A 23,175-nucleotide genomic window follows, 5' to 3' on the forward strand; every position below is an offset into this window, starting at 1 on the left:
TCTGCGTCTCAGATTTAGGTCGTTTTTGTCTCGCGCCAACTTTCCTGGAAAAGGGGCGCCGCACTCGGACGCCATGCCGATCGCAAAAGCCGATATCCCTGCCCGCGCACGGCGGCCAACTGCAACTCGCCCATTGCTGCCAATTTCAGCTTGTTGCGCAACCTGACAATCAGAACATCGACGCGCCGTGAGTCTCGCTCGACATTCTGGCGCCAGACGTTGCGCAATAGCACTTCTCTCGAGACGGTTTTCTCGAAATTGGAAAACAGCATCCAGGCGACGTCAAACTCGAGCTCCGTCAGCGCAACAGGAAGCCCCGCCACGATTACCGACCGGAAGGTATTGCATAAATCGTAAGTCCCGATATTGATTCGGGTGAGACGACCGGTTTTCGGACCCGGCCTGCGAGCCAATGCACGTAAGCGCGCCAGGAAAACCGAGGGAGGACACGTCACGCCGATACATTCGCTCGCGCCGGCGTCGAGCGCCATTACCACCTCGTGATCCGTCATGCGAACCCCCACGACCAGCAGTGGAATCGATGGGTTACGCAGATGCACGACTTCAATCTGATCGAGCGAGGTTCGTCGAACGCCCTGCATGCCAATGATGACGACGTCGGGAATTCCCTTCTCAATGGCGATCAATGCCTTTTCAAGCGCATTGAACGTTAAAACATAGTGCCCGTCTTCCCATATCGAGCGGGCGAGCACCTCAATCTTGGCGCGGTCTCCGCCTGAAGCACCGGCAACTGGCGGCGTGCGCGCGTCGAGAAACGCCGGCTCAGTCAGTATCAATGCAAACACCCTTTGTCCTCCCGCTCCCCGCGCGGAACCGAACGTTGGCGCGCAAAAAATCTCAGTCTGCCCGTGACAGAGCCCCGCCCCCCGGTTTGATCGTCCATCTGCGCGATCCGGATGTTCGGGCGATTCGCTTTATACATTTTGGGGATGAAGATCGCCTTTGATACTTGGCTGCGCAGGTTTGGTTTGCATACCGGCGCACCCGCAACACGGCGGCCGCTTTCCTCCGGTGCGTGCCTTCGACAAAGCGGGCGGCATATCAAAAATTCGGACTGCTTTTTCAAATATCCGCCCACGCGATAAAGCGTCCAATCCGCAAAAACTTGAGCATCGCGTACGTTACAGATCCGAGTGCCTGATTGGTTTCTCTACGCAACGTGCCATTCGTTTTCAATTGAACCTTATCGAGAATCCATTTCCATGCGTCACCAGAACTACAACATCAGCGCCGCGCTCGGCGTCGCACTTTTGGGTATTGTCAGCGCAGTGGCGACTGCCTCGGACAACGTCCAAGGTCCGAAAGTCACCGATCCGCACTTCAAATTAGCCCCCGGCTATCTCCCGCAAAAGGCCTTGCCCGACAGTCTTGAATTGCTCGGACCGCCGCCCGCCGAAGGTAGCGCCGCACTCGCCCGCGACGAAGCCGCAAGGGAAGCGACCGTGCCCTTGCGCGGCAAGGCGCGCTCGGAACTGGCCCGTCTGGACGCAGATCTCGCGTTTCCGCAACCGGCGAAAAACTTCTCGTGCGCCATGGGCGTCGACATCAGTGAAAAGAAGACCCCTCACCTCTATCACCTGATGGAGCGAGTGCTTACCGATGCAGGGTTGTCGACCTATGGCGTCAAGAATAAATACAACCGCACTCGTCCCTTCGTCGTTCATCGCGAAGGGACCTGTTATCCGGAACAGGAACCGTTGCTGCGTAACGACGGCTCCTATCCGTCGGGACATACCGCCGCTGGCTGGGCCTGGGCGCTGGTATTGAGCGAGATCAGCCCCGAGAGAGCCGACGCCCTGCTCAAGCGCGGTCTGGCGTTCGGTCAAAGCCGGGTTGTCTGCAATGCGCATTGGCAAAGCGATGTCGATGCGGGACGCATCATGGGCGCCGCAACGGCGGCCAAACTGCATAGCAATGCGACATTTCTCGCCGACGTGAAGGCCGCGCGCAAAGAGGTGCAAAGCGCGCGCGCGAAGGGCACTTCGTCCGAACTCAGTTGCGCCGCCGAGGAGGCCGCCTTGTCGGCGCAATGACAGATCCAGCACAGATCAGGCGAACGTTCTCGCGCGCCGTTCGCCGAGATTGAGCGTCGCCCACAACCCCGATCAATGCGTCGAGCGCAGATAACGGCGCAGACAAAAGAAAACAAAACGATGTGGATCTGAATAGAACGCACCGAACGAAGGCGCGAGCCAGCCGTTTCCGGAGCAGCAGATCCAATGATGGAGAAGTGAATGATTTTCAATCGTCCCCGAAGCCTCTTTGCCGCCGCGCTGATTGGCACGCTATGCGCCCAGGGCGTCTACGCGCAAAAAGCGCCTGATGGCGCAGCGCCCACCAAGGGCTTCAACACCTATATCCCGCCGGAGATCCTGACGCCCGACACCGTCCCGACCCGCATAGGCACGCTTAACTTTGTCGACGGCATTCCGACGCAGGACACGGCAAAACTCGCCTACGACAACCTCGACTTCCTTCGCGGCGTGGAAGTGTTCCTCAACCTCATGCCTGCCGCGAGCATTGAAGCGATCCGTCGCTCAAGCGTTGCGCTTGGGGCCACCAAGAGCAACCAGGCCACGATCTACGATCAACTGGCCGATTCCAATCCCCTGCTGCTCACCGCCAACACCGACACGGTCTACACCTTCGCCATGCTCGACTTGCAGACCGACGGCCCGACGGTGGTCGAAGTGCCACCGGGCAGCGGGCCGGGAACGGTCAACGACGCGTTCTTCCGCTTCGTGGTCGACATGGGCGCGCCGGGGCCGGATCGCGGCAAGGGCGGCAAGTACCTGATCGTGCCCCCGGACTACACGGGCAAACTCCCCAAGGACGTGAAGGACGGTGGCGATTACTACATCTCGCGCTCGCCTTCCTATGTGAACTTCGTGGTCCTGCGTGGGTTCCTGGTGGACGGCAAGCCGGACGCGGCGTCGAAGATGTTCCGCGAAGGCTTCAAGATCTATTCGCTGAGCCTCGCGAAGCACCCGCCAAAGATGGCGTTCCTGAACTCGTCGAAGCAGGCATTCAACACGGTGCACGCCAATAACTTCGAGTTCTTTAAAGAACTCGATCACGTCATCCAGAAAGAACCCGTCGACTTTATCGATCCTGAACTGCGCGGGCTTGTCGCCTCGATTGGCATTCGCAAGGGCAAGACCTTCGCGCCCGACGAACGGATGACGAAGATTCTGACCGACGCGGTCGCCGTCGGCAACGCCACCGCGCGCGCCATCAGCTTCCGCTCTCGCGATCCGCGCGCCGCGCTGTATCCCAATAGCGCATGGCGATCCGGCTTTGTCGGTGACGATTATCGCTGGCTGGGTGGTGACGGCCGCTCGGGTCGCGACCTCGACGCCCGTACCAGCTTCTTCTATGTCGCCACCGTCAACACGCCAGCGATGGCGGCAAAGCTGGTCGGCAAGGGTTCGCAATATGCGATTGCCAGCGCCGATACGACGGGTAAGCCTTTGGACGGGGCAAAGTACTATCGGCTGCGCATTCCTCAAAATGTGCCGGCAAAGGACTTCTGGTCAGTGGTCCTCTACGATCCGCAGACCCGCTCCGAGCTGCAGACCTCGCAGCCGTTCCCCAGCAAGAACGACAAGCGTGACAAGCTGATCGCCAACGCCGACGGGTCGGTCGATCTGTTCTTCGGGCCGACGCCGCCCAAAGGCAAGGAATCCAACTGGATGCAGACGGTGCCGGGTAAAGGCTGGTTCACGATCCTGCGGCTGTATGGCCCGCTTGACGCCTGGTTCGACAAGACCTGGAAGCCGGGCGAGATCGAGGAACTGGAGTAATCACGCGCGCAGGCAAGCGAGCGGAGTCCTCCGCGAAACGATTTGAAAGATGACAAGGGCCGCCTGCTGCCGACAGCGAGGTGGCCCTTGCTTCCTCTCGCGCGCCCGGCCCTGCGCAAGCGCCGCCAGCACGCAACCTCCATGCCATCACCCCGAAACAAATAGCCTGATATTCTTGCGGGCGAGGGGCGCGCGATCAAAGGCGCGTTTTCTGCCTTTATCGTTAAGAACATCGATCATGACATCAACACCTGCGTCTGTTGCGCAGACCACGACAGGCGTGGCGGCGGGTCTGGCAATCCTGTATTTCCTACGCCCGGTGCTCATTCCCCTGTTTCTCGCCGTGCTGCTGCGAATCCTCATCGCGGGCATCGTTTCGGTGGTCGTTCGCCTGCTGCCGCGAGCGCCGAAATGGCTGGTCCTGGTCACGACCGCGGCCATTGTGGGCTTCAGCGCCTATAGCATCTTCATCATCACGCTCCAGGGCATCAGCGATCTCATCAAACAATCGCCCGACCTCCCCGCGCAGCTCGATCGCCTTATCCGCTCGGCCAGCGTCGGCTTCGGGCGAAAATTCGATCTGGCAACGGTTCTCGCATTGATCGATCTCCCCCGGCTGGAACACATGTTCGCCTCCTGGTTGGGAGACGCCGTGTCGACGGCATTTCTGACCTTGATGTTTCTCGTGTTCATGCTGCTCGGGTCGATGCGAAACACCGAGCCGAAAATACTGCGCATCACGACGAGTGAGTCCAGAGCGAATTCCCAGCGCATCGTTCTCAACAAGATCGTGCATGGCGTGCAGGCTTATCTGATCTCCCAAACAGCGATCAACCTTGCCATTGCCCTGATCTCGGCCCTGGTCTTCCGTGCCGCGCAGCTGCCCAATACGGCATTCTGGTCGGTCACCGTGTTTCTTCTCGCGTTCATGCCAGTCGTGGGGCCGTTCGTGGCGAGCGTCGTGCCCGCGCTGTTTGCAGCGATCCACAGCGATTCGATTACCGTGCCGCTCGCTGTGTTTATCGTCACCCTTTCCATCTTCCAGATTGCGCACAATCTCGTACAGCCCAAGCTCCAGGCGAAAAGCACGAACACGGACCCGCTGGTCGGACTGTTCGCACTGGGGATCTGGACACTGGTGTGGGGCGTGCCGGGCGCCATTCTCTCGACCCCGCTGACCGTGCTCGTGATGGTGATCGCGGCGCAGTTTCAAAGCAGCCGATGGCTGGCGGTTCTCATCTCTCACGACGGTGCGCCCGACGCGGTTCTTGCCCAATCCTCCGACGGAAAATGAACGCCGACTGAGCCGACCGGATTCTCGTGCCCGAAAAAAAACCGCCTCTCGAAGAGGCGGTTCAGGCTCGATGCCCCATAAGGGGCCGGGGCAAGGAGGGTTGCGGTCGAGGTAAACCGCTGGGAGAACTACCCGCCGGCCTCAACCACCCAAAAATTGAGTTGCGCAGTAGTTAGCAACGAGACTACTGGCGGTCTTCCGCCCTCGCAATACCGATCCGGCCACATTCGGCAACTCGCACCAGAACTCAATCGCGCAAACGGGAAATTCAAAGCTGCGAACATGACGCATCGGCGCCACGGCTCGCCCGCACGACGATTGCCGTGGCCCGGGAAACACCGCAAAATGGCCGCCAGCGACGAAGGGAAGTCATCATGGCAAACACGGACATTCTTATCTCGACAGACACCATCGAGCCGTCACTACGCGACGACTTCTGGCGCGAAGTGACCCGCCCGTTCTGCGAAACCCAGCGATCGAGCGCCTCGCGCGCCGGCCCTCTCGAAGGATCGATGCTGATTCGTACCGTGGGTGCGATGACGCTGGGCTCAACGACTTTCAACGCGCAACGCTACGTTCGCGACAACCGAACCATCTTGCGCAGCGGACTCGACGACTACCTCATCCATGTCGTCGCCGCCGGCTCGATTCGCGGCGATTTCGCAGGACGCGACGTCAAGGCCACGCCGGGAAGCATCTGCGTGATCGACCTCGCACGCCCCTACGCATGCGACGTCGACGACGGTATCCGGTTGGCAACGACCGTGCCGCGCGCGAGCGTCGACAAACGCCTCGGACGGCGCGATCTGCACGGCTTCGTGCTCGCCCCCGGGCGACCGCTCACGCGCCTGCTGGTGAGCTATCTGCAAGGCCTCCATGACGTATCCGCGCACTTGTCGGCGAGCGAGGATATCGCCGTGCAGGACGCCTTCGTCACACTGCTCGCCGCCGGGCTCACTCAGGCAGCGCCCGCGCATGCCGAACCCAAGTCGGTGCTCGGCCGCGCCCTGCGCGAGCGCTTGCTGGCCTTCATCGACACTCATCTCACGCATCCGGAACTCGGGCCGATGCTGCTCATGCAGCGCTTTCGCATCTCGCGCGCGCATTTGTACCGGGCGTTTGCCGACGATGGGGGCATCGTTCGGGTTATCCGGAACAAACGCCTCAATGCGGCGTACAAGGCGTTGATCGATCCGTCCGGGGCGGCACGGCCCACGGCGGGCGTCGCGTCCGATTACGGATTCTCGGACATGACGAGGTTTCGCAAGGCATTCGCCGCCAGCTTCGGCCTGACGCCGGACGACGCGCGCCGACAGGGCTATCAAGCCGCGCCCACGATGAACGACGCCAGCCCGCTGTCCCATCACTTCGCGGCCTTCAGCGCACGGCCCAACGCCAGCGCAACCGTCAGGAGCGAAAGGCGGAGCCGATAACCAGGGGATCAGAGATGACTGACGCCCCTCGTGCCTGAACGCCCCCGTCCACCCCCCACCCTCACCAACGCAGCAATCGCGGCCCGAGCAGCGCACCGATAGCCGCCGGCAAAAGCAAACCCAGCAGGTACCACACGCCCCAGAACGCCGGACTCATTTCAGAACAGTGAAGACAGTAGACGAGGGTGCCGATGGAACTGGCCAGCAATCCAGCGGCGGCACCTGCGCGGCGCGGACGTGTCGGTGCCAGTCCCCTCACCGCCCAGATCATCGCAACGAATCCCGGCGCGCAGAGCAGCAGGATATTGAACGGGCACGAGCGCCACGTCTGCCCGAAGATCAGGCCCTGACGCGCCTCTGGCACGGCCATCGTCACCAGCGCCGCCGCAGCCACCCAAAGGACAACCACCGGCAGCACGATCACAGGCAACCCCACGCCCACGCGTTTCGACGGCCGCGAGAGTCGAACGACCGCAATCGTCGAACCCAGCGCGAGACATAGCGGAAACGCCACTTTTGCCCAGAAAATCGGCGTGCGCGCCGCCATGCCGATGTCCGGCCGAATGCCGTAAATCGCCAGCATGAGCGTGACGGCGCCGGCAAAAGCAATGACAACGGCCGTCGCGAAGCGCCGCAACGACACGCCGCGCGGCACCGCGAGATCGCCCGCGGCGAGGAGATTCACGAGTTCGTCCGTTCTCATATCGCGCCCCTCACGAATGCCGCCAATGCCTTGAGCCCCCGGTGGATGCTCACTTTCACCGCCGACTCGGTCAATCCCGTCAAATGCGCCGCCTCGGCAATCGATAATCCCTGCAACTTGACGTGCTGGATCGAAAGCCGCTGCTTGTCCGGCAAGCGTTCGAGCAACTTGCCGATATCGCGACGCGCCTGCGCCGGCTCATCGTCCGTGTACGCGAAGATGTCCTCATGGTCGTCCAGTGGCTCGTGGAGCGACGCGCGACGGGCATGCGTTCTGAAGAAGTCCATCAGCTTGTATCGGGCAATCGCGTGCACCCACGCCGTCAATGGCTCGTCTGGACGAAAGGTGTGGCGGGCATTGTGCACCGCTAGCAGGATTTCCTGGACGAGATCCTCCGTGTCCTCGCGAAAATGCGGAATCCGCTTGCGAAGATAACCTCGCAAGTGCCGCGTCAGATCGACGAGAAATGATCGGTAATCGTCCGCATTACCTGCAAGGCCACTGACAAACAGTGCTTTCAGGCGCGGCTCTGCGGAATACAAGGTCCAGCCTCCAGAGTCACAGCACAAAACGATTCCCGGCTACCTGCCGCTTGCCGCCCTGCGAAGCCTCCCGCCCGACGCGACATATCGCCATCGATTAACGTAAGCCGCTCGCGCCAAAAACACCCGGAATCTTATACCGTTGCGTCCGCCGCCCTCGGCCTGTGCGCACTCCGGCAGTTGGCAGCCCCGCGAACGAATGTCACGGCACATCGAAGCCAGTTCGTTGACGGAGCGCCGTGGGTTACATCGCACGAAAAAATTTTTCCGGAAATCATTCGTCCCCATGAAAAGCCAGATACTCGATGGTGTCGGGCAGGCCGTCGCCGGGCCGAATGGCGAGCGCGCCAGCCGCCTGGAGCGCCGCCAGCGTGGGGGATCGATTCGTGAGGAAGATCCACTCCTGCTGCATCTGCGTGGCGTCGATAGCCATCCCGTTCACGACAGCGAGGGCGTCTTCCAGCACAGTGGCGGGCGGCGAATGCACGGCGAAGCCCTCGTTGGCCAAAGCCCCGACGAAGATGCCCAGATGCTGACAAATGAGCGCCTTGCGCCCCATGTCCTCAATCCCGGCTTGCCGTGATCGTCTCACCAGCGTCACCGTCTGCGCATCGGTCAACGCCCCGTCCACCATCATGCGCGGCATCGACGTCGACCAGGCCTCCGGCGGGCAAGCCTTGCCTTGCGGCATGAGCGGGACGAAGGGATTGACCTCCGCCGGATAGATCCGGCACACGCGAGGGCGTGTCTCGTACGCACCGCACTTCATGTCGGCGCGCAAATGGGGGCACGCTCCCTCGAACGCCGCCACAAAGGTAATCACCACCCTGACCGGCAACTCCCCGCTCATTGCCGCGACGGACCTCTCGTGCTTGTACGCAGCCAATCCATTCGCCGCGTCGGGTTCGGCCGGCCACGGAATCGCCTCGCACAGCACTTGCACCTTGCCGCCGCTACGTAGCCACTGAAGCGCCTCTTCGGTGTCGAGCGGCAATCGCAGGTTGTGGCAGCACTTGCCGCACATCGTGCAGGAGAAATGATGGATAGCCGGGTGGATCTGTGGGGGGATCGACGAGTGGACCGATGTCATGGGGAAGCCGCACGGGCAGTGTGAAATGCGAAGGTGAGAGCCAGTTCGCTCCGGCCAGTCTGCCGGTTACACACGGCCCCACGCACATCATCCGACACCAACTCTTATATAAGACATAAGACATTTGACCTTACCTGGCATAGGGACTAAAATCATGCCAAAAGCAGTATTGGAACAAGCCTTGGAGGCCTGAAAACCTCCCCCGAAACGCAACATCAGCAGGTCTCCTCATGCTTGAAAACTATCGTGCTCACGTGGCCGCGCGCGCCGCGCTTGGTATTCCTCCCCTGCCGCTGACGGCACCGCAGACCGCCGAACTGGTCGAGCTGCTGACCAATCCGCCTGCCGGCGAAGAGCAGACCCTGCTCGACCTCATCACCAACCGTGTCCCCGCTGGCGTGGACGAAGCCGCCCGCGTGAAGGCCGGTTTCCTCGCGGCCGTTGCCAAGGGCGAAACCGCCTGCGCGCTGATCTCGCGTGCCCGCGCCACCGAACTGCTGGGCACGATGCTCGGCGGCTACAACATCCAGCCGCTCATCGAACTGCTGCCGGACGCTGAAGTCGGCACCGTCGCCGCCGACGCGCTGAAGAAAACCCTGTTGATGTTCGACCAGTTCCACGACGTCAAGGAACTCGCCGACAAGGGCAACGCCAACGCGCGCGCCGTGCTGCAAAGCTGGGCCGACGCCGAATGGTTCACGAGCCGTCCGGAAGTGCCGGAAAGCCTGACCATCACGGTGTTCAAGGTCACTGGCGAAACCAACACCGACGACCTGTCGCCGGCTCCGGACGCCACCACCCGCCCGGACATTCCGCTGCATGCCCTGGCAATGCTCAAGAACGCTCGCCCCGGCATCACCCCGGAAGAAGACGGCAAGCGCGGTCCGATCAAATTCATTGAGTCGCTCAAGGAAAAGGGCCATCTGGTCGCTTATGTCGGCGACGTGGTCGGCACGGGCTCCTCGCGCAAGTCGGCCACCAACTCGGTGCTGTGGTTCACGGGCGAAGACATCCCGTTCATCCCGAACAAGCGCTTTGGCGGCGTGTGCCTGGGCAGCAAGATCGCCCCGATCTTCTACAACACGATGGAAGACGCCGGCGCCCTGCCGATCGAGCTCGACGTTTCGCAGATGGAAATGGGTGACGTGGTCGAACTGCGTCCGTACGAAGGCAAGGCCCTGAAGAACGGCGCCGTGATCGCCGAATTCCAGGTCAAGTCCGACGTGCTGTTCGACGAAGTGCGCGCCGGCGGCCGCATCCCCCTCATCATCGGTCGTGGCCTGACGGCCAAGGCGCGTGAAGCGCTGGGTCTGGCGCCGTCGACGCTGTTCCGTCTGGCGCAGCAACCGGCCGACAGCGGCCGCGGTTTCTCGCTCGCACAGAAGATGGTCGGCCGCGCCTGCGGTCTTCCCGAAGGTCAGGGCATCCGTCCGGGCACGTACTGCGAACCCAAGATGACTTCGGTCGGCTCGCAAGACACCACGGGCCCGATGACCCGCGACGAACTCAAGGATCTGGCCTGCCTCGGCTTCTCGGCCGACCTCGTCATGCAGTCGTTCTGCCACACCGCCGCTTACCCGAAGCCGGTGGACGTGAAGACGCACCAGACCCTGCCGAACTTCATCAGCAACCGTGGCGGCATAGCGCTGCGTCCGGGCGACGGCGTGATCCACTCGTGGCTGAACCGCATGCTGCTGCCCGACACCGTGGGCACCGGCGGCGACTCGCACACCCGTTTCCCGATCGGCATCAGCTTCCCGGCAGGCTCGGGTCTGGTCGCCTTCGCCGCCGCCACCGGCACGATGCCGCTGGACATGCCGGAATCGGTGCTGGTGCGCTTCAAGGGCAAGATGCAACCGGGCGTCACGCTGCGCGATCTCGTCAACGCGATCCCGCTGTATGCCATCAAGCAAGGCATGCTGACGGTCGCCAAGCAAGGTAAGAAGAACATCTTCTCGGGCCGCATTCTCGAAATCGAAGGTCTGCCCGATCTGAAGGTCGAGCAAGCGTTCGAGCTGTCGGACGCCTCTGCAGAGCGCTCGGCCGCCGGTTGCACGGTGCATTTGAACAAGGCCCCGATCATCGAATACCTGAACAGCAACGTCACGCTGCTCAAGTGGATGATCGCCCAGGGCTATCAGGATCCGCGCAGCCTGCAACGCCGTATCACGGCGATGGAACAGTGGCTGGCCGACCCGCAACTGCTGTCCCCGGATGCCGACGCCGAGTACGCCGCCGTCATCGAAATCGATCTGGCCGACATCCATGAGCCGATCGTGGCCTGCCCGAACGATCCGGACGACGTGAAGACGCTGTCGGACGTTGCTGGCGCCAAGATCGACGAAGTGTTCATCGGCTCGTGCATGACCAACATCGGTCACTTCCGCGCGGCGTCGAAGCTGCTCGAAGGCAAGCGCGACATTCCGGTCAAGCTGTGGGTCGCGCCGCCGACCAAGATGGACCAGAAGCAGTTGACCGAAGAAGGTCACTACGGCGTGTTCGGCACGGCCGGTGCGCGTACCGAAATGCCGGGCTGCTCGCTGTGCATGGGCAATCAGGCTCAGGTGCGCGAAGGTGCTACGGTCATGTCGACGTCGACCCGTAACTTCCCGAACCGTCTGGGCAAGAACACGAACGTGTACCTCGGCTCCGCGGAACTGGCCGCGATCTGCTCACGTCTGGGCAAGATCCCGACCAAGGAAGAGTACATGGCCGACATGGGCGTGCTCGCCACCAACGGCGACAAGATTTACAAGTACATGAACTTCGACCAGATCCAGGACTTCAAGGAAGTCGCCGATACGGTGAATGTGTAAATCGTTGTCGGACTACGGCGCGAGGTTTGCGCCGTAGCTTCATGAAAAAGGCGCCGCCAGCTACAAAGCTCGCGGCGCCTTTTTTTCATCATCAAACGCAAATCCCTTTGATGCGTCTGACGCCAGTCGTACTATCCGTTTATAAAATAATGAGGATAACGATGCGTTTTGCTCTGCTATTCGTGGCGTTGTGCACTGCACCGGGCCGCGCGGCGGCACGTTTTGCTAGACCGACAGCGGCAAGAAATCCTATTTCAGGAAGTAAGCCCGTTCATCGGTCATAACAACTGGGCCGATAGCTGTTATTGAGCGCCGCAGCCAGATCGAGTGTGCGCGAACTGACTTTGGTCGATGCGTCGCACGGCATTCGCTGCACGCTGGACGTTCGATACTGCTGCGCATACTGGGCGTTCAGCACCGGCTTATTCTTCGAAGTGAAGATCGCATATCCGTCACACACGCTTTGCGCGCTGCATTTCTCGTTGACGGCGAAGTCGAACCACGGCTCGAGCGCGGCGACTTGCCCGTCGTCGTTCTTGAGTCCGACGGCAAGATCGCGCCAATGCGCTTCGTTCGCAATGAAAGCGTTGAAATCCAGTTGATCCTTGGCCGTCAGCGCAAAGCCCGTGTCGTTCGCATAACCGTCAACATTATCGGGCTCGACACCGTCGCACCCCTTCGCTACCGCCCGGTCCAGCCGTTGCTTCATGACCTTGCGAACGTTGTCGGAGCGGATATCCAGCCAACGCCCCCCTTTCCAGTCGTTCAACCGCTTCCCCATATCCGAGGCCCTGAACTGACGAAAGTCGGGCCGCCAATCCTCCGAACTGCCCGCAGAGAAATAGCAGACGACTCTGCGACCGGCACGCTTGAGCGCTGCGATGGTCGTGGCGTCGACATCGAACAGATCGATGTCGTAGATCTTCACGTCGTACGAGGTATCGATCGTGCCCTTGAGCTGCCAGTGCCAGGTGTCGGACACGTCGGGCACCCAGTGCCCCGGAATACTTGCGAGCGCGGAATTCCCCCGGTTCTCGACAGCGTTGGCCGCAGGCGCCGGCGAAGCGCCTGCATGCGCCGTCAGCGCCGTGCAGAGCAACGCTGTCGTGATGCGGGACAAGACTTTGATGGTTTTCATGACGTGTGCGTGGTTATCGTTGTCGACGAGCATCTGCATGGATGGTATTCGTCACGGCATCGCGATCCGGTGAACAAAAAATGGAGTTTCAGCGGAATCTGCACACTTTCTGCGCATGTATCGAAGACCTGTAAAATCACGAGCGAATTCTCACGGTGACTTACGTCGATTCACCGGAGCTCACCGTTCATCCACCATGTCGCTGCCCGTCGCCCTCGCCGGCGATCCGGCTGACGACGAACCATGAGAGACGGAATGCAAACCGTAGCGATCCTCGACTTCGAAACCACCGGCCTGTCGCCGGCACAAGGCGACCGGGCAACGGAAATCGCCGTCATCCTGTTGCGTGACGGGCAGATCGTCGATCGTTATCAAAGCCTGATGAATGCGGGAAGACGTATCCCGTCGGATGTCGCTGCGCTCACAGGGATCACGAACGACATGATCGCGTCGGCCCCGCCCGCCTCAAGGGTGATGCGCGAGGCTGCGCAATTCGTCGGCAACTGTCCGGTCGTCGCCCACAATGCCGGGTTCGACAAACGGTTCTGGCAGGCCGAACTCGCCATGCTCGGCGCAAGGGCAGACCATGCCTTCGCCTGCACAATGCTGACCGCCAGACGGATTTATCCGCATGCGCAGAATCACCGGCTCTCCAATCTGGCGGATTGGCTTCACCTCCCGAAAACCGGCCGCGCTCACCGGGCCATGGTCGACGCGGAAATGACCACGCACCTCTGGCATCGTATGCACGCCGACATCGCGCGCACTTACGGCCTGACGCGCGTGGATCACGCGCTTATCTCCCGCGTCCAGACCACGAGCAAGGAAAAGGTGCCGACGCTGCTGCGCTCACTCGCACAGGGCAACGGCTAACCGGCCTCAAGCCCCGAAGATCAGCGAGCGGTGCGCCCCGATGCCCGCAGCCACACCCGCCGCCGACGCAAACGTCGCATTCGTCATCACGTTGGATGCATCGCCCGCCGCGAAAACGCCGGGCACAGACGTTTCCTTCCAGTCGCCAACACGAATCACCGGACCAAGCGGCCCGTCGTCAATCGCGCAGCCCAACTGCACGGCAAGATCGCTCACCATCTCGGATTGCGGGGCGACGAACAGCGCATCGATGGGTACCACCCGAGCGTCGACCAGACGCACCGCATCGATGCCCGGTGCCTCACCCAGTACCTCGGCGACGGGCGTACGTTCGATGCTCACGCCGCGCGCGTCGAGCAGCGCCGCCTCGTGCGCGTTCGGTTCCACAATGCCCTGCGTGAACCACGTCGTAGGCCCCCAATCCGGGATCAGTTGCGCCTGATGCACCGAAAGCGCGAGCGTGGCGAGCACACCGAGCCGCTGCCCCGCCACTTCATAACCGTGACAGTACGGGCAATGCAGCACGCTAACGCCCCACCGCTCGGCAATACCCGGCACGGCCGGCAACTTGTCGCGAATTCCCGTGGCAAGAATCAAACGGCTCGCCTGACGGCGCGAACCGTCGGCGAGTTCGACCTGAAACCGCCCCAGCTCACCTGATGCTTTGACTGCCTCGCCCTTGACCACGGTCACGCTCGGGTACTTCAGCAACTGCTCGGTGACGGTGGCGACGATCTCGTCAGGCGATACGCCGTCCAGCCCGAAGAAGCCATGAGAATGCGCCGAGAAACGGTTGCGCGGCAGACCGGCGTCGATCACCTGCACGCGGCGACGGGCACGGGCGAGCTGCATTGCCGCCGACAATCCGGCAAAGCTGCCGCCAACGACCACGGCATCGAAATGTTCTTGCATTGGGTTCCTCCGCTTGAGTGACGGGCTCGTGTCATGAGACATTCGCCTCATCACGAAACTTTTGTTATTACATGATACGGCCAAAAGCGCCGATCACGCAACTTCATATGTTCCGAGTCAGGAGGATGAGATTCCAATGCCCGCCTCCTACCGCGCGAGGCATCAAAAAACAAACCGCCCCGAAGCGCCACATCCAATGCAGCGCTTCGGGGCGGCGGAGTCTGGCGGGTGGACTAGACCGTCGCAATCGGCAAGAAGTGATTCACGATACCGAGCCCGACCAGCAGGACAATACCGAGCGTAAGACTACCGGCGATCAGCTTCTTCTCGATGGGCAGTAGCGGTTCCTCGGGGACTTCGGCAATGGCTTTCGACAGGTCGTTGAGATCGGACATACGAATGAGGTTCCTGAAATGAGTGAGGCAACGCGAGGGCGAGATCGACTCAGGCAAGCGGCGGCTTCACACCGTGGAAGAACAGCCACGAGATGAGCAGTCCCACCCAGATCACGAAACCGAACAGACTGATCACGTAGACGGCGGCGAGCTTGCCGATACCCTCGGCCCACAGCTTGCGGAAGTTCGAGAGCAGGCCGATGGAGAAGAACGTCAGCACGAAGAAGATGACGCGGAAGTTGTTGGCCTCACCGACCGCTCCCTTGATCTTCGCGGCCACTTCCGGGCCGGCCGTGAGCGAGAACCCCAGCGCCACGGCGAACGTCACAACGAAGCCGATGATGAACTTCGGAAAGCGCTCCCAGATTTCACGCGGGCGCGCGCGATTCGACGGATCGGTGACGTTGATGTGATTCGTCCAGATCCACGCGAGGATGAACGACCATACGCCGATGAATATGTCGATAAACACCTTGATGGTGGCTGTCGTGCCGACGATCCACCCCGCAGCGTAATGCGTGCCGCCAGCCGCGGCCTTGGCGTTGATCAGCGCCTCCGTGATGGCCCCCCCCGCCACGGCTGCGCCATCGGTTTTCACGGCGAGGCCAAGCCACGCGGCGGCAACCAGCGGATCGTTCGCGAGAAAGTGCTGGGCGAGGAACGGCAGAATTAGCAACTCGATCACGGCGAACACCACCACGAGCGACGACACGAGAATCGGCACGGCCGGACGAGCACGAATCGCGCTCCCGGTCGAAATGGCCGCCGCGACACCGCAGATCGAAATTCCCGAGGCCAGCGGCACCGCCCACTCCCGGGGAAACTTGAACCACTTGCGCGCGATGAAGTACACGACCGCCCAGTAGATCAGGTACGCCTCGACGATGGCGGCAATGCCGCGCAGGAGAATCGACGACGCAAACGACAGCCGCTCGGCCACCGTCACGGCGATAAAGGCGCCCAGCACGACGATCGCCGTCTTGATGTACCACTCGGGACGTACGGCATCGGAAAGCCACGCCGTCGCGCCAGGGAACACATTGGCGATCACCAGCCCGGCGAGCAGGGCAACGATGTAACCGCCCTCGTTGGTCAGGCGCAGTGACCAGTCGATGCCGAACTTCGCTTGCTCGGTCGGCGTGACGGCCGCCAGATGCGCGTAGCTGCCGAGGAACCAACTCGCATACGCCAGCCAAAACAGCACGGAGAACCGCACGGCAAAGCGCTTGGCATCCTGTTGCAGCGACACCGCGCCAAGCGACAGGACGACCGTCAGGACAAGCCAGGTGGCCACGAACGCGCCAATCCCGCCCAATCGGCTATACCCCGCGGTCGCCGGGGCGAGTGCGGCAGCCGGATCGGTCCAGACGCGCGTGGTGACAACCCAGCCGATCGGGTCGGCGCCGGAAACGCCGATGAGCCCGGCAGCGACGATGACAAGTCCGATAATGACCGCGAGCCAGTCTTCGCTCAATGGCTTCGCGGCGAGAGCTTGTGGTGTGGTGGTGGCTTCCGCCATAACGCTTTCCCCCAAAGGTACGTGTTACGTGACGTTTTGAAAAATGGCCTATAGCGTCCGCCTGATGACTGTTATCGATGTGTCGTCGCGCAGGGGCACTGGCAACGCAGGCGGGCGAGCCCATCCTATGCAGCGGATGACGGCGGGGGAACCAACGATTTTCGCTATGGATGGACGGGAGGGTCGCGCATGTAAATGCGCGTGAGGGACATATCGATAGCGCGATTTTTAGCTCGTGTTTTGCCTATCGATACCGTGTAGCAGGACCGTGTCTTGCGACGGAAAAATGCGGGCGAGTGAAGACAAACACGGCGGCGAACGGGTCGGTGCCGTAGCCGCGTCTTTCGCGTGGTGCCTCTCCTTACCTATCTCTCCTACGCCTTGCGTTGGATCGTCCCCCCCGCCTCGCGTGGCGCGCACTGGACGGATTCGCCGTGCTCATGACGTCCGGGATTGAGAGGCATCTTGCTGCATCGAATTTTTGACAAGTTCCGCGCAGCCCTCCTTGAGATACGTAGCAGTCCATTGAAAACATTAGGTCATATTTGAAATAACTTACAATTGCATCTCCCTCGACACTCGCACCAATAATTAGAAAGTTTATGTAAAAACATTCAATGTCGAGGCTTTTCGGGAGAAAGACACTATGGCAGTGAGATTTCGAAAGTCCATCAAACTTGCGCCTGGTATTCGCATGAACTTGAGCGGATCAGGTATCGGCTGGACGCTCGGGCCTCGAGGCGCATCGGTGGGTATCAGCAGTCGTGGAACTCGCTTGAATACCAGCTTCGCGGGCATTTCATCCAGCCAACTGATCAGCCGGCCCCGAAGCTCGGCTCGCGAAGCAACAGCCCGCGAGTCGGTCAACGTTCGCATGACGTGCTCTGTTCAATCCGATGGCCAATTGGTCTTCCTGGACACAAATGGCGAGCCGGTATCCGAACATTTGGTCTCGTTGGCAAAAAAACAGCATAAAGAAGGCCTACTGGAACTGATACAAGCAAAATGCGACGACATCAACGCTGAAGTGGAGGCGATAGCGGAAGTTCATTTGCAAACACCTAGCAGCCGTCAAGTTCCTCATTTTTCGTCACCTACCTTCGACATCCCTTCCCCCGCGAAGCCGCCCCCGCTTAAGCTGCGCCTTCTCGACAAACTTCTAAAATCGCGACGCTTGAAGGTGGAGGCCGCACACCGCAAAGCCGTCGCCGAGTATGAGCAACAGACTCGAGAATGGAATGCGGAAAAAATCGAATTCACACGAATGGCCGAGGTTCGTCGAGACTTCATAGAGCGACGCATCTATTCCGATATTGCAGCGATGGAAATCTGGTTGGAAGAGGTTCTAAGCGAGATTCAATGGCCCCGGGAAACCGACGTTACGTTCGAGGTCATGGAAGACGGCAGGAAAGTCGCACTCGACGTTGATCTTCCCGAGATCGAAGACATGCCGAACAAGATTGCCGTTGTGCCTGCACGAGGCATGAAACTGTCGGTGAAGGAACTATCTGCGACCAAAGTTCAAAAACTGTATATGGAGCATATTCATGCCGTCATATTCAGGCTGATTGGAGAAGTTTTCGCTGCGCTGCCTTTGACCAAGGAGGTGACGGCCTCCGGATATTCTCAACGCCACCACGCTGCAACGGGGCGCCTTCAAGACGAATACCTTCTTTCCGTCCGAGTACATCGAGACGATTGGCAACAGACCGACTTCGACCATCTGGATCAAATACAGCTTACCGAAAGCCTCACACGCTTCGAATTGCGCAGAACGATGAGCAAGACAGGCATATTCAAACCAATCGAACCTTTCGGTCAGTTATGAAGCGCGGCGGGCAGCCGAGCGTCGATGTCATACCCTTGGCCCCCTTTAGTCATAAGCCCGCGCATCCTCCACCAGCTTCCCGTCCGGCGGCAATGACCCAAGGGCGACGAAGTCGACTTCGCCGCGCAGTCTCGTCACATCTCGCAACGTCTCCTGCACGCGCGCGGCCAGGCCTTCGGGCGGGGTATCGCTCGTCTCGCACAGCAGACGCATCCGATCGTCCCCCACGCGCCCCTCGACGCGCAGACGAACGCGGACCAGTTCCGGGTACCGCTTCCCGATCTCCCCAATCTGTCCCGGATGCACGAACATGCCGCGCACCTTGACCGTCTGATCGGCGCGTCCAAGCCAGCCCTTCAGGCGCATATTCGTGCGTCCGCACGGACTGATGCCCTTCTCCACCGCCGACAAATCCCCGGTGGCGAATCGAATCAGCGGATAGTCCGGATTGAAGTTCGTCACCACGACTTCACCGATCTCGCCTTCCGGCACCGGCTTCGTCCCGCCTGGCTCCACAAGCTCCACCAGCACGTTCTCGTCCACGATCAACCCGGCTTGCGCGTCGCTCTCGAACGCGATCAGCCCCAGATCCGCCGTTCCGTACAACTGGCGCGCCGTAATCCCGCGCCCGTTGAACCACTCGCGCAGCGACGGCGGCAACGCCTCGCCGGATAGTGTCGCGCGCCGAATACTGCTGATGTCCGCGCCGGCCGCCTCGCCCTTCTCGATCAGAATCTTCAGGAACGAAGGCGTCCCGGCGTACGCCACCGGACGCAGATGCCGAATCGCCTCAAGCTGCAACTCCGTCTGCCCCACACCCGCCGGAAACACGCAGCAGCCCAGGCGCGTCGCCCCGGTCTCGATCATCATCCCCGCGGGCGTGAAGTGATACGAATAGGTGTTGTAGACCAGATCGCCCGCCCGCAACCCGGCGGCAAACATCGCCCTCGCAAAGCGCCACCAGTCGCTGCCCCGCCCGTCCGGCTCATAGATCGGCCCCGGCGACTGATACACGTGCGCCAGACCGCTCACGGGCGTCGCATTCAGTCCACCCAACGGCGGGTGACGCAACTGAAACGCCGACAAGTCCGATTTACGGGTGACGGGCAATCCAGCCAGCGCATCGCGCGAGGCGATCCCGTTTGCGTCGACATCCTCCAACGCCTCGGCAAAGTAAGCCGCATGCAAGCGGGCATGCGAGACGTGACCCGGAAGTGCGGCGAGCAACGCCTTCTCCCGAAGCTCCGGCGCACGGATTTCCAGCGTGTCGAAGTAATCGTTCATATAGACGGTTAGACGATGAGGAATGACAGACGGCGATCCACCCGAGTCGTGCCGACGCACACTCAGGCAATCCAGCGTTTGCGCCGCCGATAGCTTTTGACGTTGCGGAAACTGCCCGCGCTGCTCGCACCGTCTTTGGCGATGCCCAGGTAGAACTCTTTCACGTCCTCGTTATCGCGCAGCGACACCGCATCCCCGTCCATCACCACACGCCCGTTCTCGAGAATGTAGCCATAGTCCGCGTAGCGCAGCGCCGCCATCGTGTTTTGCTCCGCCAGCAGGAAGCTGACGTTCTCGCGCTGATTCAGATCGCGCACGATGGTGAAGATTTCCTCGACGATCTGCGGCGCAAGTCCCATCGACGGCTCGTCGAGCAGAATCATCGACGGTTGCGCCATCATGGCGCGTCCGATCGCGCACATCTGCTGCTCGCCACCGGACGTGTAACCCGCCTGCGATTTGCGCCGCGTCTTCAAGCGCGGGAAGTAGGCGTAGATGCGCTCCAGTGCATGCTGCTGGGCACTGCGCGACGCATGACGCACATAGCCACCTGTGAGCAGGTTCTCTTCGATGGTCAGATGCCCGAAGCAGTGACGCCCCTCCATCACCTGAATCACACCCCGCTTGACCAGTCCATTCGGTGTCAGCTTCTCGACACGCTCGCCGCGATAGTCGATGGTGCCCTTCGTCACCTCGCCGCGCTCGGCATGAAGCAGGTTCGAAATGGCCTTGAGCGTCGTACTCTTGCCCGCGCCATTGGCCCCGAGCAACGCCACGATCTTGCCCTGCGGCACGATCAGCGACACCCCCTTGAGCACCAGAATGACGTGGTCGTAAATGACTTCGATATTGTTGACGCGCAAACTCGCTTCCATGTATGACTCCGGAGTCGATGCTGCCAGGCGCAATCACCGGCGCGGGATCGCCCGGCGTCCACCTTCACCCGCGACGCATTTCGCCAGGCGTCGCGCGCGAAAGCAGGCGCTGGGCGTCGATCACATCTTGTAGCAAGCGGGCGTAATGCCCTTCTCCTTGGCGTACTGCTTGGCCGATGCCTCGAACAACGGGTGAATCAGACGGCGATTGCCCTCGATCCAGTCCGAGACCATCACCCACTTGGCGCCGTCCCATTGCTGGATGCGAACCTTGCCCGAGCCTTCGTGATCCTCGCAGCTCGTCTTGATGTCGGGCAGCAAACCCGTGGCGCCGAGCGTCTTGAGGCGGGCGGCGTCGATGTTCAGGTTCTCGAATGCCCAGCGCACCTGCACGGGTGTCGAGACCCGCCCCTTGCCGAACTTGTTCTGCGCCGTGTTGAGCGCCTCGACCGTCGCCACCGCAGCCGAAACCCCGCGGTTGTACAGGACCGAGCCGACCTTCGACGGATCCTGCATATTTCCCTTGCCCGCGCCGTAGACCACCTTCTCGATATCGGCGATCAGCGGCACTTGCTTGCCCGCCACGTTCCACGTCGCGCTCATATAGCCCTTGGCCGCCGGGCCTGCCGGGATCGTGTCTTCCTCCGATCCGGCCCACCAGCTACCGATGATCTTCTCGCGCGGATAGCCCACCTTCTGCGCCGCCTTGAGCGCCGTCTGGTTCATCACACCCCAGCCCCAGAACACGACGTAATCCGGATTCTCCTGACGAATCCGCAGCCACTGCGCGCCCTGCTCGTTGCCGGGGTGCGCCACCGGAATCTCGATCAGGTTGAACTTGTTGATCTTCGATTCGGCCTGCATGGCGACGATCGGCTCCTTGCCGTACGCCGAGTCGTGATACAGGAAAACGATCTTCTTGCCGTTGAGCGAGCCGCCGTTCTTGTCCGAGAGGAACTTGATGATGGCGGACGCCTGCATCTGATAGGTCGTGACCAGCGGGAAGGCCCACGGGAACACGGTGCCGTCCACGGCATCGGTGCGGCCGTACCCCATCATCACGAGCGGCACCTGATCCGTCGCGGTCTTGTCGATGAGCGCATAAGAGATGCCCGTCGCCATCGTGTGATACGCCGTGCCTTTGGTCACCGGATTCTTGCCCTTGAGACGCTCATAGCACTCCACGCCCTTGGCGTTGTTGTACTCGGTTTCGCATTCTTCCCAAGTCAGCTTGACGCCGTTCACGCCGCCGTACTTGAGGTTCACGTATTGCAGATAATCGATGAACCCGCCATAGAACGACTGGCCATTCGCGCCGTACGGGCCAACGCGATAGTCCGCCAACGCGATGAACTGATCGTTCGACTGCGCGAACGACGAGCCCACCGCACCCGTGCCGAGCACCAGCGCGAGCCCCAACGATGCCGTCAACTGTTTCGTGTTCATGCTGTGTCTCCAACTGTGGTTTTATGTGTGAGTCAACTTGCGCCGGCGCCGTCCGAACCGCGCGCCGGGCGGATGCGCCTCAATGCGGGAAGGGCCAGATGCGCAGCTTCTCCTTGGCAATCTGCCAAAGCCGCGCTAACCCATGCGGTTCGGCAATCAGGAAAAAGATGATGAGAGCGCCAAACACCATCAACTGGATATGCGAGACGGTGGCGTTGGTGAACGGCAGATGCAGGAACGACGCGATCGTCGGCAACGTGCTGTCGAGCAGAATCGGCAGCAGCAGGATGAACGCCGCCCCCAGAAAACTGCCGAGAATGCTGCCCACGCCACCGATGATGATCATGAACAGAATGCGGAACGAAAGATCGAGCGAGAAGCCGTCTGGCTCGACGGAACCGAGGTAGCAATAGGCATAGAGCGCACCTGCCACGCCGCAATAGAAGGAGCTCACGGCGAACGCGAGCAGCTTCACCCGCATGAGCGGAATGCCGATGACCTCGGCCGCGACATCCATGTCGCGCACCGCCATCCAGGCGCGTCCGATGTGGGAGCGCACGAGATTCTTCGCAATGAGCGCCATCACGCTCACCACACCGAGCACGAACAGGTATTTGCGCACCGGCGTGTCGACATCCAGCCCGAATACCGAAATCTTCTGCGCCGTGATCACGCCCGACGAACTATTGTTCGAGAGCCATGGAAATTTCGTCAGCACCCAGAGCACGAAGAACTGTGCGGCGAGCGTCGCGACCGCGAGATAAAAACCCTTGATGCGCAGCGACGGCAAACCGAATGCAATGCCGACGAGCGCCGCACACACGCCGCCCAGCGCGAACGAGGCGAGGATGGGCATGCCCTCGATGCGCAACTGGAAGTTGTAGGACGCATAGGCCCCAACCGCCATGAACGCGGCCGTGCCCAACGACAACTGCCCGGCGTAGCCCGTGAGCAGATTGAGTCCCAGCGCCGCGAGCGAGAACACGAGAAACGGCACGAGAATGGCCGTCAGCCAGTATTCGGAGGCAATCCACGGCAGCACACCGAACGCCACGGCAAGCACGGTGCAAACGGCAATCCGGTCTTGCCGAATCGGGAAAATCTGGCTGTCGGCAATGTACGACGTCTTGAACTGCCCTGCTTCGCGATAGAACATGTGTGGCCTCTGCAATGAATGCTTACGCGTACGTTCCGGGTTGACGA

General features: G+C 61.2%; 19 protein-coding genes. 7 read left to right on the forward strand and 12 right to left on the reverse strand.

Annotated elements, in window-relative coordinates:
* Positions 1–14 precede the first annotated feature (14 nt).
* Complete coding sequence (locus ACIPHM_RS13485; RefSeq protein ID WP_400328619.1) at positions 15–806, reverse strand: winged helix-turn-helix domain-containing protein; 792 nt, start codon at positions 804–806, stop codon at positions 15–17.
* A 348-nt stretch (positions 807–1,154) separates the two neighbouring features.
* On the opposite strand from ACIPHM_RS13485, the gene ACIPHM_RS13490 reads away from it, so the two are divergent.
* The 4 genes from ACIPHM_RS13490 (at position 1,155) to ACIPHM_RS13505 (ending at position 6,551) form a co-directional block, all read left to right on the forward strand.
* Positions 1,155–2,054, forward strand: coding sequence for a phosphatase PAP2 family protein (locus ACIPHM_RS13490; RefSeq protein ID WP_400328621.1), 900 nt, complete (start codon positions 1,155–1,157; stop codon positions 2,052–2,054).
* Between the two features lie 201 nt (positions 2,055–2,255).
* On the forward strand, positions 2,256–3,824 hold the full coding sequence (locus ACIPHM_RS13495; RefSeq protein WP_400328623.1) for a DUF1254 domain-containing protein: 1,569 nt from the start codon (positions 2,256–2,258) through the stop codon (positions 3,822–3,824).
* 280 nt (positions 3,825–4,104) lie between these two features.
* Positions 4,105–5,118 (forward strand): AI-2E family transporter, encoded by a 1,014-nt coding sequence (locus tag ACIPHM_RS13500; RefSeq protein WP_400328626.1) that lies wholly within the window; start codon positions 4,105–4,107, stop codon positions 5,116–5,118.
* Positions 5,119–5,492: 374 nt separating this feature from the next.
* Positions 5,493–6,551, forward strand: coding sequence for a helix-turn-helix domain-containing protein (locus ACIPHM_RS13505; RefSeq protein ID WP_400328629.1), 1,059 nt, complete (start codon positions 5,493–5,495; stop codon positions 6,549–6,551).
* Positions 6,552–6,612: 61 nt separating this feature from the next.
* Here ACIPHM_RS13505 and ACIPHM_RS13510 read toward each other — a convergent pair whose 3' ends face one another.
* The 3 genes from ACIPHM_RS13510 to ACIPHM_RS13520 form a co-directional block, all read right to left on the reverse strand.
* Positions 6,613–7,254, reverse strand: coding sequence for a DUF1109 domain-containing protein (locus ACIPHM_RS13510; RefSeq protein ID WP_400328631.1), 642 nt, complete (start codon positions 7,252–7,254; stop codon positions 6,613–6,615).
* Positions 7,251–7,796, reverse strand: coding sequence for a sigma-70 family RNA polymerase sigma factor (locus tag ACIPHM_RS13515; protein ID WP_400328634.1), 546 nt, complete (start codon positions 7,794–7,796; stop codon positions 7,251–7,253). Before ACIPHM_RS13515 ends, ACIPHM_RS13510 begins: the two co-directional genes overlap by 4 nt.
* A 274-nt stretch (positions 7,797–8,070) precedes the next feature.
* A complete protein-coding gene (locus ACIPHM_RS13520; protein ID WP_400328637.1) occupies positions 8,071–8,886 on the reverse strand; it encodes a YkgJ family cysteine cluster protein in 816 nt (271 codons plus the stop codon).
* 230 nt (positions 8,887–9,116) lie between these two features.
* Here ACIPHM_RS13520 and acnB point away from each other — a divergent pair, with 230 nt between their 5' ends.
* Positions 9,117–11,702 (forward strand): bifunctional aconitate hydratase 2/2-methylisocitrate dehydratase, encoded by a 2,586-nt coding sequence (acnB, locus tag ACIPHM_RS13525; RefSeq protein WP_400328639.1) that lies wholly within the window; start codon positions 9,117–9,119, stop codon positions 11,700–11,702.
* Between the two features lie 271 nt (positions 11,703–11,973).
* Here acnB and ACIPHM_RS13530 read toward each other — a convergent pair whose 3' ends face one another.
* A complete protein-coding gene (locus tag ACIPHM_RS13530; protein WP_400328641.1) occupies positions 11,974–12,840 on the reverse strand; it encodes an endo alpha-1,4 polygalactosaminidase in 867 nt (288 codons plus the stop codon).
* A 255-nt stretch (positions 12,841–13,095) separates the two neighbouring features.
* Between ACIPHM_RS13530 and ACIPHM_RS13535 the strand changes: the two genes are divergently transcribed.
* A complete protein-coding gene (locus ACIPHM_RS13535) occupies positions 13,096–13,713 on the forward strand; it encodes a PolC-type DNA polymerase III (RefSeq protein ID WP_400328644.1) in 618 nt (205 codons plus the stop codon).
* 6 nt (positions 13,714–13,719) lie between these two features.
* Here the strand turns inward: ACIPHM_RS13535 and ACIPHM_RS13540 are convergent, their stop codons facing one another.
* The 3 genes from ACIPHM_RS13540 to ACIPHM_RS13550 form a co-directional block, all read right to left on the reverse strand.
* Entirely contained in the window at positions 13,720–14,625 is a 906-nt protein-coding gene (locus tag ACIPHM_RS13540) for an NAD(P)/FAD-dependent oxidoreductase (protein WP_400328647.1), read from the reverse strand.
* Positions 14,626–14,858: 233 nt separating this feature from the next.
* Complete coding sequence (locus tag ACIPHM_RS13545; RefSeq protein ID WP_400328650.1) at positions 14,859–15,020, reverse strand: hypothetical protein; 162 nt, start codon at positions 15,018–15,020, stop codon at positions 14,859–14,861.
* A gap of 49 nt (positions 15,021–15,069) precedes the next feature.
* The gene (locus tag ACIPHM_RS13550) at positions 15,070–16,539 is read right to left on the reverse strand and encodes a putative sulfate exporter family transporter (protein WP_400328653.1); all 1,470 of its coding nucleotides are present in this window, start codon (positions 16,537–16,539) and stop codon (positions 15,070–15,072) included.
* Between the two features lie 646 nt (positions 16,540–17,185).
* Between ACIPHM_RS13550 and ACIPHM_RS13555 the strand changes: the two genes are divergently transcribed.
* Positions 17,186–18,367 carry a DUF4236 domain-containing protein gene (locus ACIPHM_RS13555; protein ID WP_400328656.1) on the forward strand — a complete coding sequence of 394 codons (1,182 nt, stop codon included), beginning with the start codon at positions 17,186–17,188 and terminating at the stop codon, positions 18,365–18,367.
* Between the two features lie 45 nt (positions 18,368–18,412).
* Here ACIPHM_RS13555 and ACIPHM_RS13560 read toward each other — a convergent pair whose 3' ends face one another.
* The 4 genes from ACIPHM_RS13560 to ACIPHM_RS13575 all read right to left on the reverse strand — a co-directional run bounded on the left by ACIPHM_RS13560 (position 18,413) and on the right by ACIPHM_RS13575 (position 23,128).
* A complete protein-coding gene (locus ACIPHM_RS13560; protein ID WP_400328659.1) occupies positions 18,413–19,651 on the reverse strand; it encodes a phenylacetate--CoA ligase family protein in 1,239 nt (412 codons plus the stop codon).
* Between the two features lie 62 nt (positions 19,652–19,713).
* Positions 19,714–20,526 carry an ABC transporter ATP-binding protein gene (locus ACIPHM_RS13565; RefSeq protein WP_400328662.1) on the reverse strand — a complete coding sequence of 271 codons (813 nt, stop codon included), beginning with the start codon at positions 20,524–20,526 and terminating at the stop codon, positions 19,714–19,716.
* 120 nt (positions 20,527–20,646) lie between these two features.
* Positions 20,647–21,972, reverse strand: a complete 1,326-nt coding sequence (locus ACIPHM_RS13570) for an ABC transporter substrate-binding protein (protein ID WP_400328665.1) — start codon at positions 21,970–21,972, stop codon at positions 20,647–20,649.
* Between the two features lie 79 nt (positions 21,973–22,051).
* Complete coding sequence (locus ACIPHM_RS13575) at positions 22,052–23,128, reverse strand: branched-chain amino acid ABC transporter permease (RefSeq protein ID WP_400328668.1); 1,077 nt, start codon at positions 23,126–23,128, stop codon at positions 22,052–22,054.
* Between the last annotated feature and the right edge of the window lie 47 nt (positions 23,129–23,175).

Source organism: Pandoraea sp. NPDC087047 (genome assembly GCF_044745225.1).
Classification (GTDB): Bacteria; Pseudomonadota; Gammaproteobacteria; order Burkholderiales; family Burkholderiaceae; genus Pandoraea.

What these genes read in the sequence shown, in the direction of transcription:
- ACIPHM_RS13570 (WP_400328665.1), bottom strand. Translation starts at nt 21,972, where the DNA reads ATGAACACGAAACAGTTGACGGCATCGTTGGGGCTCGCGCTGGTGCTC.
- ACIPHM_RS13520 (WP_400328637.1), bottom strand. Translation starts at nt 8,886, where the DNA reads ATGACATCGGTCCACTCGTCGATCCCCCCACAGATCCACCCGGCTATC.
- ACIPHM_RS13575 (WP_400328668.1), bottom strand. Translation starts at nt 23,128, where the DNA reads ATGTTCTATCGCGAAGCAGGGCAGTTCAAGACGTCGTACATTGCCGAC.
- ACIPHM_RS13510 (WP_400328631.1), bottom strand. Translation starts at nt 7,254, where the DNA reads ATGAGAACGGACGAACTCGTGAATCTCCTCGCCGCGGGCGATCTCGCG.
- ACIPHM_RS13530 (WP_400328641.1), bottom strand. Translation starts at nt 12,840, where the DNA reads ATGAAAACCATCAAAGTCTTGTCCCGCATCACGACAGCGTTGCTCTGC.
- ACIPHM_RS13540 (WP_400328647.1), bottom strand. Translation starts at nt 14,625, where the DNA reads ATGCAAGAACATTTCGATGCCGTGGTCGTTGGCGGCAGCTTTGCCGGA.
- acnB (WP_400328639.1), top strand. Translation starts at nt 9,117, where the DNA reads ATGCTTGAAAACTATCGTGCTCACGTGGCCGCGCGCGCCGCGCTTGGT.
- ACIPHM_RS13565 (WP_400328662.1), bottom strand. Translation starts at nt 20,526, where the DNA reads ATGGAAGCGAGTTTGCGCGTCAACAATATCGAAGTCATTTACGACCAC.
- ACIPHM_RS13555 (WP_400328656.1), top strand. Translation starts at nt 17,186, where the DNA reads ATGGCAGTGAGATTTCGAAAGTCCATCAAACTTGCGCCTGGTATTCGC.
- ACIPHM_RS13560 (WP_400328659.1), bottom strand. Translation starts at nt 19,651, where the DNA reads ATGAACGATTACTTCGACACGCTGGAAATCCGTGCGCCGGAGCTTCGG.
- ACIPHM_RS13505 (WP_400328629.1), top strand. Translation starts at nt 5,493, where the DNA reads ATGGCAAACACGGACATTCTTATCTCGACAGACACCATCGAGCCGTCA.
- ACIPHM_RS13495 (WP_400328623.1), top strand. Translation starts at nt 2,256, where the DNA reads ATGATTTTCAATCGTCCCCGAAGCCTCTTTGCCGCCGCGCTGATTGGC.
- ACIPHM_RS13545 (WP_400328650.1), bottom strand. Translation starts at nt 15,020, where the DNA reads ATGTCCGATCTCAACGACCTGTCGAAAGCCATTGCCGAAGTCCCCGAG.
- ACIPHM_RS13535 (WP_400328644.1), top strand. Translation starts at nt 13,096, where the DNA reads ATGCAAACCGTAGCGATCCTCGACTTCGAAACCACCGGCCTGTCGCCG.
- ACIPHM_RS13550 (WP_400328653.1), bottom strand. Translation starts at nt 16,539, where the DNA reads ATGGCGGAAGCCACCACCACACCACAAGCTCTCGCCGCGAAGCCATTG.